General features: G+C 66.1%; 14 protein-coding genes. 10 read left to right on the top strand and 4 right to left on the bottom strand.

The genetic code is table 11. The features are described from left to right. Nucleotides 1-81: 81 nt before the first annotated feature. The 6 genes from AAFN84_RS19680 to ugpC all read left to right on the top strand — a co-directional run bounded on the left by AAFN84_RS19680 (nt 82) and on the right by ugpC (nt 6,043). Entirely contained in the window at nt 82-849 is a 768-nt protein-coding gene (locus AAFN84_RS19680; protein WP_347516378.1) for a FadR/GntR family transcriptional regulator, read from the top strand. Continuing rightward, entirely contained in the window at nt 846-1,643 is a 798-nt protein-coding gene (locus AAFN84_RS19675) for an SDR family oxidoreductase (RefSeq protein ID WP_347516377.1), read from the top strand. Before AAFN84_RS19680 ends, AAFN84_RS19675 begins: the two co-directional genes overlap by 4 nt. Nucleotides 1,644-1,741: 98 nt before the next feature. Beyond that, nucleotides 1,742-2,986 (top strand): sugar ABC transporter substrate-binding protein, encoded by a 1,245-nt coding sequence (locus AAFN84_RS19670; RefSeq protein WP_347516376.1) that lies wholly within the window; start codon nt 1,742-1,744, stop codon nt 2,984-2,986. Between the two features lie 78 nt (nt 2,987-3,064). After that, complete coding sequence (locus AAFN84_RS19665) at nt 3,065-3,925, top strand: sugar ABC transporter permease (protein ID WP_347516634.1); 861 nt, start codon at nt 3,065-3,067, stop codon at nt 3,923-3,925. A gap of 5 nt (nt 3,926-3,930) precedes the next feature. Then, on the top strand, nt 3,931-4,773 hold the full coding sequence (locus AAFN84_RS19660; protein WP_347516633.1) for a carbohydrate ABC transporter permease: 843 nt from the start codon (nt 3,931-3,933) through the stop codon (nt 4,771-4,773). A 253-nt stretch (nt 4,774-5,026) separates the two neighbouring features. Then, complete coding sequence (gene ugpC, locus AAFN84_RS19655) at nt 5,027-6,043, top strand: sn-glycerol-3-phosphate ABC transporter ATP-binding protein UgpC (RefSeq protein ID WP_347516375.1); 1,017 nt, start codon at nt 5,027-5,029, stop codon at nt 6,041-6,043. Nucleotides 6,044-6,054: 11 nt separating this feature from the next. Here the strand turns inward: ugpC and AAFN84_RS19650 are convergent, their stop codons facing one another. Continuing rightward, nucleotides 6,055-6,843 (bottom strand): SDR family NAD(P)-dependent oxidoreductase, encoded by a 789-nt coding sequence (locus tag AAFN84_RS19650; protein WP_347516374.1) that lies wholly within the window; start codon nt 6,841-6,843, stop codon nt 6,055-6,057. A 192-nt stretch (nt 6,844-7,035) separates the two neighbouring features. Between AAFN84_RS19650 and AAFN84_RS19645 the strand changes: the two genes are divergently transcribed. From AAFN84_RS19645 to AAFN84_RS19635, 3 genes are read left to right on the top strand one after another with little or no spacing between them, the layout of a single operon-like run. Beyond that, nucleotides 7,036-8,190 carry an LLM class flavin-dependent oxidoreductase gene (locus tag AAFN84_RS19645; RefSeq protein WP_347516373.1) on the top strand — a complete coding sequence of 385 codons (1,155 nt, stop codon included), beginning with the start codon at nt 7,036-7,038 and terminating at the stop codon, nt 8,188-8,190. 9 nt (nt 8,191-8,199) lie between these two features. Continuing rightward, on the top strand, nt 8,200-9,117 hold the full coding sequence (locus tag AAFN84_RS19640; RefSeq protein ID WP_347516372.1) for an alpha/beta hydrolase: 918 nt from the start codon (nt 8,200-8,202) through the stop codon (nt 9,115-9,117). Nucleotides 9,118-9,124: 7 nt separating this feature from the next. Then, nucleotides 9,125-10,015 (top strand): alpha/beta fold hydrolase, encoded by an 891-nt coding sequence (locus tag AAFN84_RS19635; protein WP_347516370.1) that lies wholly within the window; start codon nt 9,125-9,127, stop codon nt 10,013-10,015. A 55-nt stretch (nt 10,016-10,070) separates the two neighbouring features. Here the strand turns inward: AAFN84_RS19635 and AAFN84_RS19630 are convergent, their stop codons facing one another. Next, nucleotides 10,071-10,937, bottom strand: coding sequence for a polysaccharide deacetylase family protein (locus AAFN84_RS19630; protein WP_347516369.1), 867 nt, complete (start codon nt 10,935-10,937; stop codon nt 10,071-10,073). A 405-nt stretch (nt 10,938-11,342) separates the two neighbouring features. Here AAFN84_RS19630 and AAFN84_RS19625 point away from each other — a divergent pair, with 405 nt between their 5' ends. Next, nucleotides 11,343-12,230 (top strand): AraC family transcriptional regulator, encoded by an 888-nt coding sequence (locus tag AAFN84_RS19625; protein WP_347516368.1) that lies wholly within the window; start codon nt 11,343-11,345, stop codon nt 12,228-12,230. A 110-nt stretch (nt 12,231-12,340) separates the two neighbouring features. On the opposite strand, the gene AAFN84_RS19620 is transcribed toward AAFN84_RS19625, so the two are convergent. Both AAFN84_RS19620 and AAFN84_RS19615 read right to left on the bottom strand, forming a co-directional pair. Then, nucleotides 12,341-14,398 (bottom strand): bifunctional aldolase/short-chain dehydrogenase, encoded by a 2,058-nt coding sequence (locus tag AAFN84_RS19620; RefSeq protein WP_347516367.1) that lies wholly within the window; start codon nt 14,396-14,398, stop codon nt 12,341-12,343. Nucleotides 14,399-14,440: 42 nt separating this feature from the next. Beyond that, nucleotides 14,441-15,385, bottom strand: coding sequence for a sugar-binding transcriptional regulator (locus AAFN84_RS19615; RefSeq protein ID WP_347516366.1), 945 nt, complete (start codon nt 15,383-15,385; stop codon nt 14,441-14,443). Between the last annotated feature and the right edge of the window lie 138 nt (nt 15,386-15,523).

The raw sequence follows: 15,523 nt of genomic DNA, 5'->3' as shown, positions 1-15,523 counted from the left end.
ACCGGATTGCTTGGCAACTGATAAACTTAGTTGCTAAGTTGGAATGACCATGTTACGCATCGCCAGACAAAGGGGAGGTCCATGAGCGCAGACGCAGGCAAGAAGTCGTTTTTCTCCGCCAAGCCGGCAATCCCCGCACGGCTCGCGGACACGGTTTCCGACGCCATCGCCGCCGCGCTGCTGGATGGTCGCATCGCGCCGGGCGATGCGTTGCCGGCCGAGGGCGAGATCGCCCGCGAGTTCGGCGTTTCCAAGCCGATCGCCCGCGAAGCGCTGCGCCAGCTCACCTCCGCCGGACTGATTTCCACCCAGCAGGGCAAGGTCGCCCGCGCCAAGGCGATCAATGGCGAACCGATGGAGCGCATCTACGGCTATGCGGTGCGCTCCAGCCTTGAGCGCCTGCGCGAGGCCAACGAGATGCGCCGCGTGGTCGAGACCGGCATCGCCCGCCTCGCCGCCCAGCGCCAGGACAAGTCGGGCCTGGCGGTCATGGAGCGTGCGCTGGTCGAGATGCGCCATGCGCTCAAGGAGCCGGAAGGCTTCACCGAGGCCGACATCCTGTTCCATCTCGGGCTTGCGCTGGCTACCGGCAACACGATGATCCGGGTGCAGATGGAGGGCATGCGCGCCGTGCAGCGCGAGGTCTCCGAACTGTTCTCGCGCCGTTCCAACCGCACCGACGCCGACTGGCACGCCACCGTCGAGCGCCACCAGGCGATCTATGACGCCATCGTCGCAGGCGATGCCGACGCGGCGCAAAAGCGCATCGAGATCCATTTCGAGGCCGCCGACATCGCCTCCTTCGAGGTCGCCGACAGGCTCGGCGACGAGGGAGCGACGGCGTCGTGAGCGTGACCCTGCCCCTGGCTGGCCGCCGCGCCTTGTTGACAGGTGGCAACTCCGACATCGGCGCGGCGATCGCCCGCCGGCTGGCTGGTGATGGCGCCGACATCGTGCTGCATCACTTCGCTGATGCGCAGACGACGCTTGCGCTTGCCGATGAACTGCAGGCGTCGGGACGCAGCGTCGGCGTGGTCGAGGCGAATTTCCTCGCCGCCGACAGCGTCGCGGATTTCGCGCGTGACATGCTGGCCGGCCACGGCGCGATCGACATCCTGGTCTGCTGCGCGGCCGTCGAGGTCCGGCGTCCATGGCAGGATGTCGAGCCGAAGCATCTGCAGGAACATCTCGCCGTCAATGTCGGCGCGTTCCTGTCGCTTGCCTCCGTGCTGGTGCCGCCGATGGCCGAGCGCGGCTGGGGCCGCGTGGTGGCGATCGGCAGCGTCATGGCCGCGCGTCCCCGCGCAGAAACGGTTGCCTATGCCGCCACCAAGGCTGCGCTGCTGACGGCGGTCCAGGCCGTGGCGCGCGACGTCGCCGGCAATGGCGTGACCATCAATGTCGTGTCTCCCGGCGCGATCGAGACCGGCCCTTCCGCCGAACGCTATGCCGATCCCGCCTTCCGCGCCGCCGTGACGGCGAAGATTCCGGCCGCGCGTCCCGGCCTGCCGGACGACATTGCGGGCCCGGTCGCGTTCCTCTGCTCGGATGCCGCCGCCTACGTCACCGGCATCAACCTTCCGGTCGACGGCGGCTGGACGATCGGCGACGCCCCCGGCGCGCTTCCGGGAGGTGCCGCGTGAGGCAAGCGGTTCAGGACTCGTGGCGGGCGCTGCCGGCCATCGATGCGTGAGAGGAAGACCAAAGTTCAATCTGGTTAGAGGTTCTAGGGAGGAATGACATGAGACCATTGTTCAAAAGCATCACGATGTCGGCGCTGGCGCTCGGCATGATGTCGACCGCGCTCAGTGCCGCCGAACTCCGCTTCACGGTGTGGACCGGCAACGAGGCGCACCTGGCGATGCTCAACGGCATTGCCGAAAGCTTCAAGGAGACGCACCCCGACGTGACCGTTCGTTTCGAGACGATCCCGGCGGCCGACTACACGCAGAAGCTGACGTTCCAGCTTGCCGGCGGCAACCCGCCGGATGCCGGCTGGATGATGGAGGACGCAGCCTCCACCTTCGCCAATGCCGGCGTGCTGGAAGACCTCGCACCGGCGCTGAATGCCGCCGAGGGCTACGACCTCGCCGACTTCTCCGAGCCCGCCATGGGCCTGTGGAGCGGCGACGGCAAGGTCTGGGGCGTGCCGTTCTCGACCTCGCCTTTCGTCATCTTCTACAACAAGGACATGTTCGACAAGGCAGGTCTCGAAGACCCGCTGGCGCTGGCCGCCGCCGGTGAATGGGACATGGACAACTTCCAAGAAGTCGCCAAGGCGCTGGCCGAGGCCAACGAGGCCTACGGCTTCGAGTTCAAGGATGGCCAGGGCTACGATTCGCGCATCATGCACGCCATGATGCCGCCGATCCGCGCCTATGGCGGCGACGTGTGGGCGAATGGCGAATGCGGCTTCGACAAGCCGGAGGCGATCGCCGCCGTGCAGCAGCTCCACGACATGGTGTTCACCGACAAGTCGATCGTGCCGCCCGGCGAGCAGGGCGACTATTTCTCCGGCGGCGCGGCGATGACGATCAACCAGATCTCGCGCGCCTCGCTGATGGAGAAGGCCGGCTTCAACTGGGGCATCGCGCCCCTGCCCTCGGGTCCCGGCGGCGAATCGCCGGTCATCGGCCAGGCGGCCATCGTCGTCTTCACGGCCGGCCAGCAGAAGGAACTGGCGGCCGAGTTCGTCGCCCACATGACCAACGAGGAGAATGTCGCCACCATGGCGCAGTTCTTCCCGCCGGCGCGCAAGAGCGTGCTCGCCAGCGACGGCTTCGTCAGCTCCAACCAACTCATCCCGGCCGATCAGATGAAGGTGGTCGCCGACGCCATCGCTAATGGCAAGGTGCTGCCGAGCCATGAGAAGAGCCCGCAGATCCTCGCGGCGATGAAGCCGCGCGTCGATGCGCTGTGGCGCCCCGACGCCAATGTCGAGGAATCGCTTACGGCCGTCTGCGCGGCCATCGAGCCGCTGCTCTAGAGCAAGGACGGGACAGTGGCAGCCAAGCCGGCAACCCGCACCACGGCGCGCGAAGGCGCGCCGTGGCTCACCTTGAAGATGCGCGAGGCGATGGAGGCATGGCTCTTCATCAGCCCGACGCTGGCCGGCTTCCTGATCTTCTTCGTCGGGCCGCTCGTCGCCGTCGTCTGGTATTCGCTGACGGAGTGGAACCTGCTGAGCCAGCAGGCGACCTTCGTCGGCCTTGCCAATTACGAAGACGCGCTGTTCAACAATGCCGATTTCTGGCTCGTGGTTCGCAATTCCATCGTCTTCGCCATCGGCCTCGTGCCGTTCAACATGGCACTGGCGCTGATGCTCGCACTTGCCCTGTCGCGGCGCTTTCCCGGCGTGGTGTTCTTCCGCACCGTCTTCTTCGCGCCCGTCGTCACCTCGGCGGTTGCATGGGCGATCGTGTGGAAGTTCCTGCTCCAGGGCGAGGCCGGCTTCGTCAACCAGATGCTGGCCGGCATCGGCATCGACGGTCCCAACTGGCTGCGCGAACCCGACTGGGCGATGGTCGCGGTCATCGTCACCCGCGTCATCAAGATGGTCGGGCTCAACATGATCCTCTACATAGCCGCGCTGCAGGCGATCCCGCGCGACTACGAGGCCGCCGCACGCCTCGAAGGCGCCTCCAACTGGCAGATCTTCCGCATGATCACCTGGCCGCTGCTGGGGCCTACCACGCTGGTCATCATGGTCATCACCACGATCGGCTCGTTCAAGGTATTCGACCACATCTACCTGATGACGGGCGGCGGACCTGAAAACGGCACGCTGGTGCTCGCCTTCTACATCTACCAGCAGGGCTTCCAGTTCTTCAATGTCGGCTACGCCTCTGCGCTGGCGATGATCATGTTCGTCATCGTCATGGTGCTCACCGTCTTCCAGCTCGTCCTGCGCCGGAGGGACACCTGATGGCGCTGACTCGCAAGCAGCTTCGCATCGTCAGCCAGGTCTGCTGGACCTTGTCGCTTTCCGTTGTGGCGATCCCCTTCGTCTTCCCGTTCCTGTGGATGGTCTCGTCGGGGCTCAAGGGACCGACGGAGATTTTCGGGCAGCCGAGCCTGATCCCGACCTCGTTCCAGTGGCGCAACTTCATCGAGGTCTTCACCTACCAGCCCTTCGCGCGGCAGTATTTCAACTCGCTCTACATCGCGGTCGCCGTCACCTGCCTGACGCTGTTCGTGTCTTCGTTGGCCGGCTATGCGCTGGCGCGGCTGCGTTTCGCCGGTGCGGCCCTCGTCGGCCTGTTCCTCGTCTCGGCGCTCATGGTGCCGGAAGAAGTGACGATCATCCCCAACTTCTTCCTCATGCGCTGGGCCGGGCTGATGGACACCCACTGGCCGCTGATCCTGCTGCCTGTATTCGGCCCGCAGGGCATCGTCGGCACCTTCCTGATGCGTCAGTATTTCCTGGCTCTGCCCAGGGAACTCGAGGAAGCCGGCAAGATGGACGGCCTGTCGCGCTTCGGCGTCTGGTGGCGCATCGCGCTGCCGATGTCGCGCCCCGCGCTCGCCGCCGTCGCCATCATCACTTTCCTCAATTCGTGGAACCTGTTCCTCGAACCGCTGATCTTCATCTCGTCGCTGGAGAACTTCACCCTGCCGCTGGCGCTGTCCAACTTCACCGACCCCTACGGCACGCCGCTCTGGCACCTTCAGCTCGCCGCCACCAGCCTCGCCGTGGTGCCGATCCTCATCGTCTACCTCATCGCCCAGCGCCAGATCATCGAAAGCTTCGCGCTGTCGGGGGTGAAGGGATGAGCGGCACGTGCCCCTATTCGTATGCGCCTCCGCTCTACGTTGCCCCCCACTGTCCTGCCGGACATCTCCCCCACGAGGGGGGAGATTGGCCTTCATATCTGGTGTCGCCATTCCTGCAACGTCGGCGATTGAAGCCGCCTCTAAACACAGCCGATCTCCCTCCATGTGGGGGAGATGTCCGGCAGGACAGAGGGGGGCAACGTAGAGCACCTCCCCCTCCGCCCCTTCCATCCAACACCCTCCGGGAGGCACCATGTCCAGCCTGACCCTTCGCAACCTCAAGAAGCGCTTCGGGCGGGTGGATGTCATCCGCGGCATCGACCTCGATGTCGGCGATGGCGAGTTCGTGGTCTTCGTCGGGCCGTCGGGCTGCGGCAAGTCCACGCTGTTGCGCATGGTCTCGGGGCTGGAGGACATCACGTCGGGCGAATTGCGCATCGGCGACCGCGTCGTCAACGAGGTTCAGCCGGCCAAGCGCGGCGTGGCGATGGTGTTCCAGTCCTACGCGCTCTATCCGCACCTGAACGTGCGCGACAATATGGGCTTCGGCCTCAAGGTGCGGAAAGTGCCGGCCGCAGAACGCGCCGAACGCGTCGGCCAGGCGGCCGAACTCCTCAAGCTCGACGCGCTGCTCGACCGTTTCCCGCGCGAGCTTTCCGGGGGCCAGCGCCAGCGTGTCGCCATCGGCCGCGCCATCGTCGGCAATCCGGACGTCTTCCTGTTCGACGAGCCGCTGTCGAACCTCGATGCCGAGCTGCGCGTCCACATGCGCTCGGAGATCGCGGCGCTGCACAAGCGGCTCGGCAACACGATGATCTACGTCACCCACGACCAGATCGAGGCGATGACGCTGGCGGACCGCATCGTGGTGCTGCGCGACGGGCTCGTCGAACAGGTCGGCTCGCCGCGCGATCTATACGAGCGGCCCGACAATCTTTTCGTCGCCCAGTTCATCGGCAGCCCGAAGATGAACATCCTGCAGGCCGCGTCCGCCACCGGGCTGGGAGCGGTGCCGCAGGGCACGGCCAGCGTCGGCGTGCGGCCGGAGCATTTGCGCATCGTCGCGCCCGGCGAAGGCCAACTCGCCGGCCACATGACCATCGGCGAATATACCGGCGCGTCGTCGCTGCTGCATGTCCGGCTCGACAGCGGCGAGACCTGCCTCGTGGTGCATGAAGGCGACCTGCCGGACGCCGATGCCGCCGTCGGCCTCGCCGCCCCGCCGCAGCACCTGCACTATTTCGATGCCGACGGCCGCGCCCTGCGCTGAAGCCGCAGCTTTCAGCGATAGCCGCCGCCCGAGACGGTGATGGTCTGGCCGCTGATGTAGCCGCTCTCCTCGGTCGCCAGGAACCGCACCGCATTGGCGATGTCTTCCCCGCTGGCCAGCCGGCCGAGCGGGATGTGGCCGTGGAGCTTCTGCTGCTCCTCGGCAGGCAGCGCGTTGTAGCGCAGTGTGATGCGCGCGTCCGCGCCGGGCAAGGTCAGGCCGGGGCTGACGCAGTTGACCGTGATGCCGAACGGGCCGAGGTCGTTGGCGAGCTGCTGCGTCAAGCCGACCACGGCGGTCTTGCAGGTCACGTAGGGGAGCCGTCCGCGCACGGTGCCAACCGAGCCGAAGACGCCGTCCTTGAGCGACGACGAGATGTTGACGATGCGCCCGTAGCCCTGCGCCTTCATGCCGCCGACCAGCCCACGGGTAAACCGCATGCCGCTGGACAGGGTGAGTGAAAGCACGAACTCCCACTGTTCGTCGGTGATGGTCTCGACGTCGTCGCCGGGCTCGTTGCCGCCGCCGCCGACGTTGTTGACGAGGATCGCGGCCGGGCCAAGATCGGCTTGTAGCCGCGCGCAGACGGCGCGCACCTCGTCCGACGCCGTGGCATCGCAGAGATAGGACCGGAAGCGCTGCCCGTCCTGCGCCTGGCCGCCCGTCAGACGCACCTCCTCGACCGGTTTGACGTCGATCGCCGCGATGTCGGCACCGGCCTCCCACAAGGCACGGCTGATCGCCGCGCCGATGCCTTCGGCCGCGCCGGTGACGACGGCAAGCTTGCCCTGGAAAGCCATTTGCGATGCTCCGATGCTGCTTCTCAGCCGACCGGATATTACGCCGCCGCCCCGTGCCGGAAGGTGCGACCGTCATCAGAAAAACTTCCGGGCGCTGCCGCGAAAAGCCCCGCATGGCGTTCCGGCGCTGCTGGTCATAGATGTCGGAGCATCGAATTGCACGGCCGCGCCGTGATGACCGGGAGATGCTCGATGACTGAACCTGCCAGCCGGCCGAACAATCCGCTGTTCGGCCCCAACCGGCTCAAGATCGGGATTTTCGGCACCAACGGCAAGGGTTCCGCCCATACGCTCGTGCAGGAAGCCTACAGGCCGACGTGGGACAATGTCGTGCGCACGGCGCAGCTAGCCGACGCGGCGGGCTACGAGGCGATCGTCGCCTATGCGCGCTGGAAGGGCTATATCCCCGGGCGCGTGGACAGCCCCGGCGGCATCATCCTCGACCCGTTCACCTTCGCCGCCGGCGTCGCCCAGGCGACGTCGCACGCCGCCGTGTTCGCCACCAGCCACGCGCCGACGATCCACCCGATCGCCGCGGCCAAGCAATGCGCGACGATCGACATCATCTCGGGCGGCCGGCTGGTCCTCAACGTCGTGGCCGGCTGGAACAAGCCGGAGCTCGAGATGTTCGGCGCGCCGTTGCGCGAACACACCGAGCGCTACGAGCACCTGGCCGAATGGCTCGACATCATCCGCCGCCTGTGGACGTCGAAGGAGGAGTTCGACTTCGAGGGCGCGCACTTCAAGGTGCAGGGCGCCATGTCTATGCCGCAGCCCCTGCAGAGACCCGGCCCGCCGATCATGAGCGCCGGCGGCTCGGAGACGGGCCGGCGTTTCGCCTGCAAGAACGCCGATGTGTGCTTCCTGCTGCTCCACTCCGAGGACCCGGAGGAATGGGCCACGCAGATCAGCGCCTACAAGCAGTTTGCCCGCGACGAGTTCGGCCGCGAGGTGCAGGTCTGGACCTACGCGCCGATGGTGCAGCGCGACACCATGAAGGAAGCGCAGGACTATCTGCACCACTACGCCGTCGAGCATCAGGACAAGGAAAGCGTCGACGGCTGGGTGGCCGGCAATGCTGCCACGGGCAAGGGCATGTCGATCGAGACGCTGAACAATCTGCGCACGCATTTCGCCGCCGGCGGCGGCGGAAACCAGCTCGTCGGCACCGCCGACCACATCGCCGAGCGGCTGACGCAGCTTTCGCAGGCGGGGCTCGACGGCATCCTCTTCACCTATGTCGATTTCATCGACGGCATGACCCGCTTCAACAGGGACGTGCTGCCGGTGCTCGAACAACGGGGCCTCCGGGCACCCTTCGCAAACGCCGGCAAGGCAGCCGCATAGGAGATGACAATGCCCGCCTCGACCTCGTCCGCGCCCGCCGGCGCCTTTCCGTCCCGCCAGTATGTCGATGCCGGCGGCATTCGCACCGCCTATCACGATCTCGGCTCCGGCAAGGAGACCATCGTGTTCATCTATGGCGGCAATTTCGGCGGCAGCGAAGCCGCCTCCAGCGCCTCGGTGTGGGACCTGAACGCGGTGCCCCTGTCGGCAAACTACCGCGTCGTCGTGCCCGACAAGATCGGCCAGGGCTACACAGACGTGCCGGAGCGCGACGAGGACTATGTCATGTCCCGCGTGGTGCGCCACATCGCCGATTTCATCCGCACGCTGGACCTCGCGCCGGTGCACGTCGTCGGCCATTCCCGTGGCGGCTTTGCTTCCGCGCGCCTGGCAATGGAATGCCCGGAACTGGTGCGCTCGCTGACGATCGTCTCTTCCGGCACGCTCAGCCCCGGTGTCGGCACCAATGAGGTGACGCTCGCCAGCCCCCCCTTCCCGCCCTACACGCGGGAATCGGCGCGATGGGTCTACGAGAACTACTGCTACAAGCCCGACACCGTCACCGAGCAATGGATAGACGTGGTGATGGACGTGCTGTCGCAGCCGGAATACCGCAAGGGCGTCGCCAAGATGGTCGACGAGAAGCTCGGCGCCCGGCTCTTCATCACCGACCTCGCCCGCTACAAGCGCGAGACGCTGGCGTGGATCAACGAGGGCAGGCTGCAGCGCCCCACGCAGATCATCTGGGGCTTCAACGATCGTACCGTCGTCGCCGAACGCGGCGTCGAGATGTTCAACATGATCTCTGCCCACGAACGCCGCACCACGCTGAACATCATCAACGAGGCCGGCCACTTCGTCTATCGCGAGCATCCGGACCGTTTCAACGCCCTGCTCGACGGCTTCGTCGCATCGCACAGCGCCTGAGGGACCCATGACCAATCTAACCGAAACGATTTCAAGCGTCGACGGCGTTTCCACAAGGGTGGTGGGCGGCGGGTCCGGCGGTGGCCGCACGACGGTCTTGCTGCATGGTGGACTGCCGGGCCTGTCGCCGTTCTGCGGCGGAACCCATCTATGGGGCCGGCTGCTGGAAAGCCTCGCCGCGCACGGACCGGTGCTTGCCCCAGACATGCTGGCGAGCGCCGGCACCGAAGCGGGTTCCGGCCCCCTCACCGTCGACCGCATGGTCGCCCATGTCGCCGCACTGCTGGAAAAGCAGGACGGGCCGGTGCATCTGGTCGGCCACGATCTCGGCGGGCTGGTCGCGCTGTGGACGGCGATCGACCACGCCCCGCGCGTCGCCTCGTTGTCGATCGTCGCCAGCAATGCCGCCTCGCCAACCGGCGACGGCGTCGAGAACCTCACGCTGCTCAGCCCGCCGCGGCCGCTATGGTCGAAGGAATCCCAGCTTTGGGCGTATGAGAGGCTGTCCTACAGCCACCATCACATCGACGACGCGCTGCTCGACGCATCGGTGGCCGCAGCAACGAAGGCGGGACATCGGGCCGTCGCCGCGCAGGACACGATCGCCGCAGACAGCGCCCTGCACGTCTCGATCATGCGGGCGAAGTCGCGCTTCTTCCGGGTCGCGCGCGAAGACGGCGTCAAGGTGCCCACCCAGATCATCTGGGCGAAGAACGACCCGCTGGTCACCGTCGATCATGGGGTGTGGTTGTACAGGATCATCGCGGCGAAGCAGCGGGCGGCACAGTTCCACCTGATCAACCGTTCCGGCTCCTTCCCCTTCCGCGAGCAACCGGAGGAGTTCCTTCGGCTGCTGACCGCGTTCCACGCCGGGCTTGGTGCCGAACAAGCGGCCTGAAGAAACAGCCGACAATGAAAAGGAGCGGCGGTCCACGACCGCCGCTCCATGCGTTTCAGGCCGTGCCCTGCCTCTCGTGCCGGTCGAGCGTCCAGCGGGCGATGTCGCATTTGCGGGTGAAATACACCCCGTCATGTTCCATCGCGTAGGACAGCATCTTCTCGATCGCCGGTATCAGCGTCGGGCGGCCGGCCATGTGTGCATGCAGCGTGATGTCGATCGAGCGTGCGCCGCCTTCCTTCGCCTCGGCATAGAGCGCGTCGAAAGTGTCGCGGAATCCTTCCCACATGACGTTCGGCGAGTGCCGCGAGAACACCCAATGCGTGATGTCGTTGGTGGCGAGGCTCTGGCGCGGCATCATCACGAACGGCCCTGCACCGCTCTCGACGACGAAAGGCAGGTCGTCGCTGAGGTCGTCACCGTTCCACAGATAGCCCTCTTCCTTGAGGATGCGGATGGTGTGGTCCGAGCCGGTGCTGCCGGGGCTGGTCCAGCCGACGGGGCGCACACCGCCCGAGGCTTCGGTGAGCACCTGCGTGCATCGCCTGATCTCGGCGCGCTCTTCTTCCTCGCCGGCGTCCTTGATGTAGATGTCGTTGACCCAGCCATGGCCCATCACCTCGTGGCCCTCGTCAACAAAGGTCCTGACGATGTTGGGGTGGGTCTCGGCCGCCTGGCCGTTGGTCGCCATCGATGCCTTGGCGCCGAAGCGGTCGAGCAGATCGAGAAGCCGCCAGATGCCGGACTTCCACGCATAATCGGCGTAGGACAGCGACAGGAGGTCCTTCTTGCCGGGCGTGGCGATGTAGTTGAACTGGCTCTGGAACCGGAATGCCTCGAACGGCACGCCGATCGTGACGGCCATCACCTTGCCGTCGGGCCACGACCATTCACGCGGAAAGAACCGTCTTTTCTTCGTCACTGCCGAGTCTCCGTTGGGTTGCTGTGGGCGCAGTCTATCCGCCCGCATTGCGCCGACACAGCACGGCCCATCGCCACCGCGCATGGTGGCTTTTCCATGAGCGAACCAGTCCCCCGAACCTCGACTGGCCGAAGCGAGGCGCGCAATCAACGCCGTCACCACTGCCAAGCCGGCCAGCGGCCGCCGAACGCCTCGCCCAGAATTCTATGCGGATGGCGGCTTTTGGCCCGGGAAGGGCTACCGAGCGTACAGAAACCGAAGCGCAATCTTATTGACAGTATACTTTTCATATGTATGCATATCGTTGTGAGTGGCTGAGTGAACTGGCCGTTCCGCCAAGCCGACGCAGAGCGGCGCGCGGGCTCGACAATGGGAACTCGCCTCGTACGTTGTGCGGAGCAAACAATGATCAATTCATCCTTGCGCGTCTCGGGACATCCGCTTGCCCCGAAGAGTTCGAAGGTCCCGGTGACGCTGCTCGGCAATGTCGAGCTCGTCACGCTGACCGTCGAGAGAGCTCACACGGTCGAGCAACTCTCCGGCCTCGCCTACACGCGTGCCGATCGCTTCCTGCTGCTGCTTGTCGAGAGCGGGTCGATCTCGGTGATCCACCGCAACCGGCGCTGCGAGCTGGAAAAGGGCCAGTACGCGCTGTTCGACTGCGCCCACAGCCTCGCCTTCGAGGGCTCGGGCGACTACTGCGCGCTCGGCGTCTTCGTTCCCGCGTCGCTGTTCCAGGCACGGCTGCGCCACGTGCAGTCGCTCCTCGCCCAGCCGATCAACTGCAGTGGCTCACCATGGCGGATCGCCGCCAACCACCTCAAGCTTCTCGTCAGCGAGGTGCGCCACATGCCGGTGCCGATGGCCTACGGCTACGGCACGCAGGTCATCGAACTCGTCAGCATCGCGGTCGAGGCAGATACGCAGAACACGCTTGCGCCGTCCGGCCGCAACGCCATCTTCCGGCGCTGCGCGGCCTATGTGAAGGCCAACGCCGCCGACACCGCGCTCGGGCCGGCGAAGATCGCCGAGGCGATGGGCATCTCGGTCCGCTACCTGCACAAGGTGTTCCACGAGGCCGACGAGACGGTGTGCGAGTTCATGCGGGTCACGCGGCTGGAGATCGCCCGCAAGGATCTCGCCGACCCGCTGAAGGCCAGCGTCCAGATCCGCGAGATCGCCTACCGCGTCGGTTTCAGGAGCCAGGCCCACTTCGCCGCCGCCTTCAAGCACCGCTACGGCATTTCGGCAACAGAATGGCGCCGCGAGACGGCGCAGCAGCTCGCGGCCTGACCCCCAGTCGGCGGGTCTGGCACCGGGCGACCGTCATCGATGCCATGCGTCCCTAGAGGCTCACTTCGTTCGCCCATCGGGATGCACAGGCCAGCGAAGATCAAATGCCCTCAGCGCAGCGTCGCCGCGATGTTGCCCCCGTCCACGGTGGTCACGTCGGCGGTGGTGCGCTCGGCCAGCGCGTGGTGCAGGAAGGCCTGCGCGACGTGGTCGGCGGTCACTTCCAGCCCCAGCAGATTGCCGGACATGTAGTCCTTTTCCGACAGACCGCGCGCCTTGGAGCGGCTGGCGATCATGTCGTCGGTTAGCAGGCCAGAGCGGATGCGATCGGCGTTGACGGCGTTGGCACGCACGCCGATGCCGCCATATTCCAGCGCGTATTGGCGCGACAGGAACAAGGTCGCCGCCTTGGGCAGGCCGTAGGCGCCGAATTTCGGACCCGGGTTCACCGCCTGCTTGGAGGTGTTGAAGAGCAGCACGCCGCCCGTTCCCTGCGCCTTGAAGATCGCCACCGCCTGCTGCGCGACATTCTGGTGCGAGAAGAAGTTGAGCTCGAAGCTCTTGCGCAAAAGCGCGTCGTCAATCTCGCCGATGCCGCCCTCGAAGGCCGCGCCCGCATTGGAGACGACGATGTCGACGCCGCCATAGCTGCGCACCGCCTGCTCGAAGGCGGCCGCGATGTCGGCCGGCTTGGTCACGTCGGCGCCCACCCCGATCGAGGCGTTGCCGGCAGCCTTCGCGGCCTCCTTCGCCTTGTCGGCGTCGAGGTCGACCACCACGACATGCGCGCCCTGCGCGGCAAACGCCTTAGCAGTGGCCGCACCGATGGCGCCGGCGCCGCCGGTGACCAGCATGACCTGCCCGGTCAGCGGCTTGGGCTTGTTGCCGGCGAGCTTGGCCTGCTCCAGCGACCAGTATTCGAGCTCGAACAGGTCGGATTTCGCCAGCGGGCGGAAATCGCCGATGGCTTCGGCGCCACGCACCGCCTCGATCCACATCTCGCCCACGTCCGAGGCAATCTTCGCGTCCTTCAGCGTGCGGCCGAAGCCGAACATGCCGAGCCCCGGCACCAGCGCCAGGCGCGGCATCGGGTCGAGCATGGTGCGCGTGACGTCGTCGCGCGCGTCGTTCTCCTCGAAGTAGCGCGTGTATTCAGCAACGTAGTCGGCGACGTGCTTCTTCACCGTCTCCGCATAGCCGGCAAGGTCGTCGGCGTCGGGCGCGGGCAGGGCCATCGGCCCGGTCTTGATGCGGATCGACAGGTCCGGCGTCGAGACCCCGCGTGCCGCACGGCGTTCCAGCCCCTCGGCATTGAGGAATTCCAGCACCGAAGGCGAGGTGCGGAAATCGCTGATCATCCGGTCGTAGCGGCCCTCGCCGAGGCCGGCGGCCACCGCGCCGCGCAGCATCGAGGCGATCTCCGCCGGGTCGGGCAGGCGCTTGGGCAGTGCGATCGGCTTGAGCGGGTTGACGGTGTTGGCCGCGACATAGTCCTCGGCCATGGTGACGTAACGGATCATCAGGTCGTAGGCGTCCTTCGCGGTCTCGGCGAAGGTGAAGATGCCGTGCTTGTCGAGGATGAGCCCCTCCACCGACGGGTCCTGGTCGTAGATCTCGGCGGCAGCCTTGGCGAGGTCGAAGCCAGGCTTGATGTAGGGCACGTAGCCCATTTTCGGCCCGAACACCTTGCGGATCAGCGGTTCGCTGTCGTCACCCTGATCGACGATGGCGAGGATGGCGGTGGAATGCGTGTGGTCGACGAATTTGTGCGGCAGGAAGGCGTGCAGCAGCGTCTCGACCGAGGGGTTGGGCGAGGCAGGGTTGATCAGGTTGGCGCGCTGCAGCGCCACCATGTCCTCGTCCGACAGTGCGTCGAGCGCGCGCGCCTTGAGAAGCGGCGCCATCTTGACCGCCGGCAGGCCCTGCGGCTCGATCACGCCCATGTCCCAGCCGCTGCCCTTCACGCACAGCACCGGCCATGTATCGCCAACGAGGTCGGTCGCCTCGAGCTTGACGGATGTGTTGCCGCCGCCATGCAGGACCAACCTTGGCTCACCGCCGAGCAGCCGCGTCGTGTAGACGCGCAGCGCCAGGTCGCGCTCGATCCCCTTGGCGGCATAGTGGGCGACGAGTGCTTCCGCTTCGGTATCGTTCCAGAGGTTCTTCATGGTCAGTCCATTCCGTCAGATAAGGTGTTGAATTGAGGCTGGTCAGGCGGCGTCGGCCATGAGCCCTTCGGCCATCGCCTGCGACAGCACCAGATGGGTGGCGAAGCGGCCGGCGAGTGCCGCACGCAGGGGCGCCAGCTTGGCGTTTTCCTGCACTGCCACCATGCGGCGCGGAATCCTGCGCAGGGAAGCGAAGTCCGCCGAGATGACGCGGCGGTTGTAGTCGCAGTCCAGCAGATTGCCATCGGCGTCGATCATTTGCCCGGCAATGACGCCTGCGGCACCCTGCGCGCGCAGGGCCTCGACCTCCTGCGCGGTCATGGCGCCGCATTTGACGACATGTGCGTCCTCGTCGACGAGGCCGGCGGAAAACAGCGCAAGGTCGCAGTCGGAAACGCCGGCGAGCTGTTCGCGGATCACCGGCTCCTCGCGCAGTTCGCGTGCCAGCCTTTCGCTCGACAGGACCAGCGGCGCATAGAAATTGAGGCCCTTGGCGTTGAGACGGCGGGCGATCTCCATCGTGCACTGGTCGGGCCGGTAGGAATAGGGTGCGCCGAGATTGCCGCAGAGCTGGACGACCGTGACGTCCTGCAGGTCGGCATAGGGCATGGCGTCGGCGATGGAATAAACCGTGCGACCCCAGGCGATGCCGATCTTCTGCCCGCTGGCGGCAAGAGACAGGAAGACGCTCGCCGCAAGCGCCGGGATTTCTGCGCCGGGCTCCACGCCCGCGCCCGCATCCGGCACCACCCAGACCCCGTCCAGCCCGTAAGCATCCTCGATGCGGCGCGCCAGCACGTCACTGGCAAACAGCCGGGTCGAGGTGGTGATGGTGACGATACCGGTTTCGCGCGCCTTGCGCAGGTAGAGCGCGACGGATGCGCGCGATATGTCGAGCCGGCGCGCGACCTCGTCCTGGCGCAAGCCATGCGTATAATACAACCACGCGGCCTTGTGCACGATCTGGTCGCCGGAACGGACTGGCATGCCTAGCTCCTGTGAGCTTAGACAATAGTCAATCTAGGTGACAAAAGTCAATTCGAGATCAGACGCGTGGGGGCGTGTCTGGAGGCTTATCGCGTCAGGCAGAACCGCCGAGAAGCCGTCCGGTAACCTCGTCGCATG

This window comes from Mesorhizobium sp. CAU 1741 (genome assembly GCF_039839275.1).
Lineage (GTDB): Bacteria > Pseudomonadota > Alphaproteobacteria > Rhizobiales > Rhizobiaceae > Aerobium.
This window is presented reverse-complemented; position numbering and strand designations above follow the sequence as displayed.

Coding starts and splice junctions, on each gene's coding strand:
- AAFN84_RS19670 (WP_347516376.1), top strand. CDS start 1,742: ATGAGACCATTGTTCAAAAGCATCACGATGTCGGCGCTGGCGCTCGGC.
- AAFN84_RS19640 (WP_347516372.1), top strand. CDS start 8,200: ATGCCCGCCTCGACCTCGTCCGCGCCCGCCGGCGCCTTTCCGTCCCGC.
- AAFN84_RS19665 (WP_347516634.1), top strand. CDS start 3,065: ATGCGCGAGGCGATGGAGGCATGGCTCTTCATCAGCCCGACGCTGGCC.
- AAFN84_RS19680 (WP_347516378.1), top strand. CDS start 82: ATGAGCGCAGACGCAGGCAAGAAGTCGTTTTTCTCCGCCAAGCCGGCA.
- ugpC (WP_347516375.1), top strand. CDS start 5,027: ATGTCCAGCCTGACCCTTCGCAACCTCAAGAAGCGCTTCGGGCGGGTG.
- AAFN84_RS19625 (WP_347516368.1), top strand. CDS start 11,343: ATGATCAATTCATCCTTGCGCGTCTCGGGACATCCGCTTGCCCCGAAG.
- AAFN84_RS19645 (WP_347516373.1), top strand. CDS start 7,036: ATGACTGAACCTGCCAGCCGGCCGAACAATCCGCTGTTCGGCCCCAAC.
- AAFN84_RS19615 (WP_347516366.1), bottom strand. CDS start 15,385: ATGCCAGTCCGTTCCGGCGACCAGATCGTGCACAAGGCCGCGTGGTTG.
- AAFN84_RS19650 (WP_347516374.1), bottom strand. CDS start 6,843: ATGGCTTTCCAGGGCAAGCTTGCCGTCGTCACCGGCGCGGCCGAAGGC.
- AAFN84_RS19635 (WP_347516370.1), top strand. CDS start 9,125: ATGACCAATCTAACCGAAACGATTTCAAGCGTCGACGGCGTTTCCACA.
- AAFN84_RS19620 (WP_347516367.1), bottom strand. CDS start 14,398: ATGAAGAACCTCTGGAACGATACCGAAGCGGAAGCACTCGTCGCCCAC.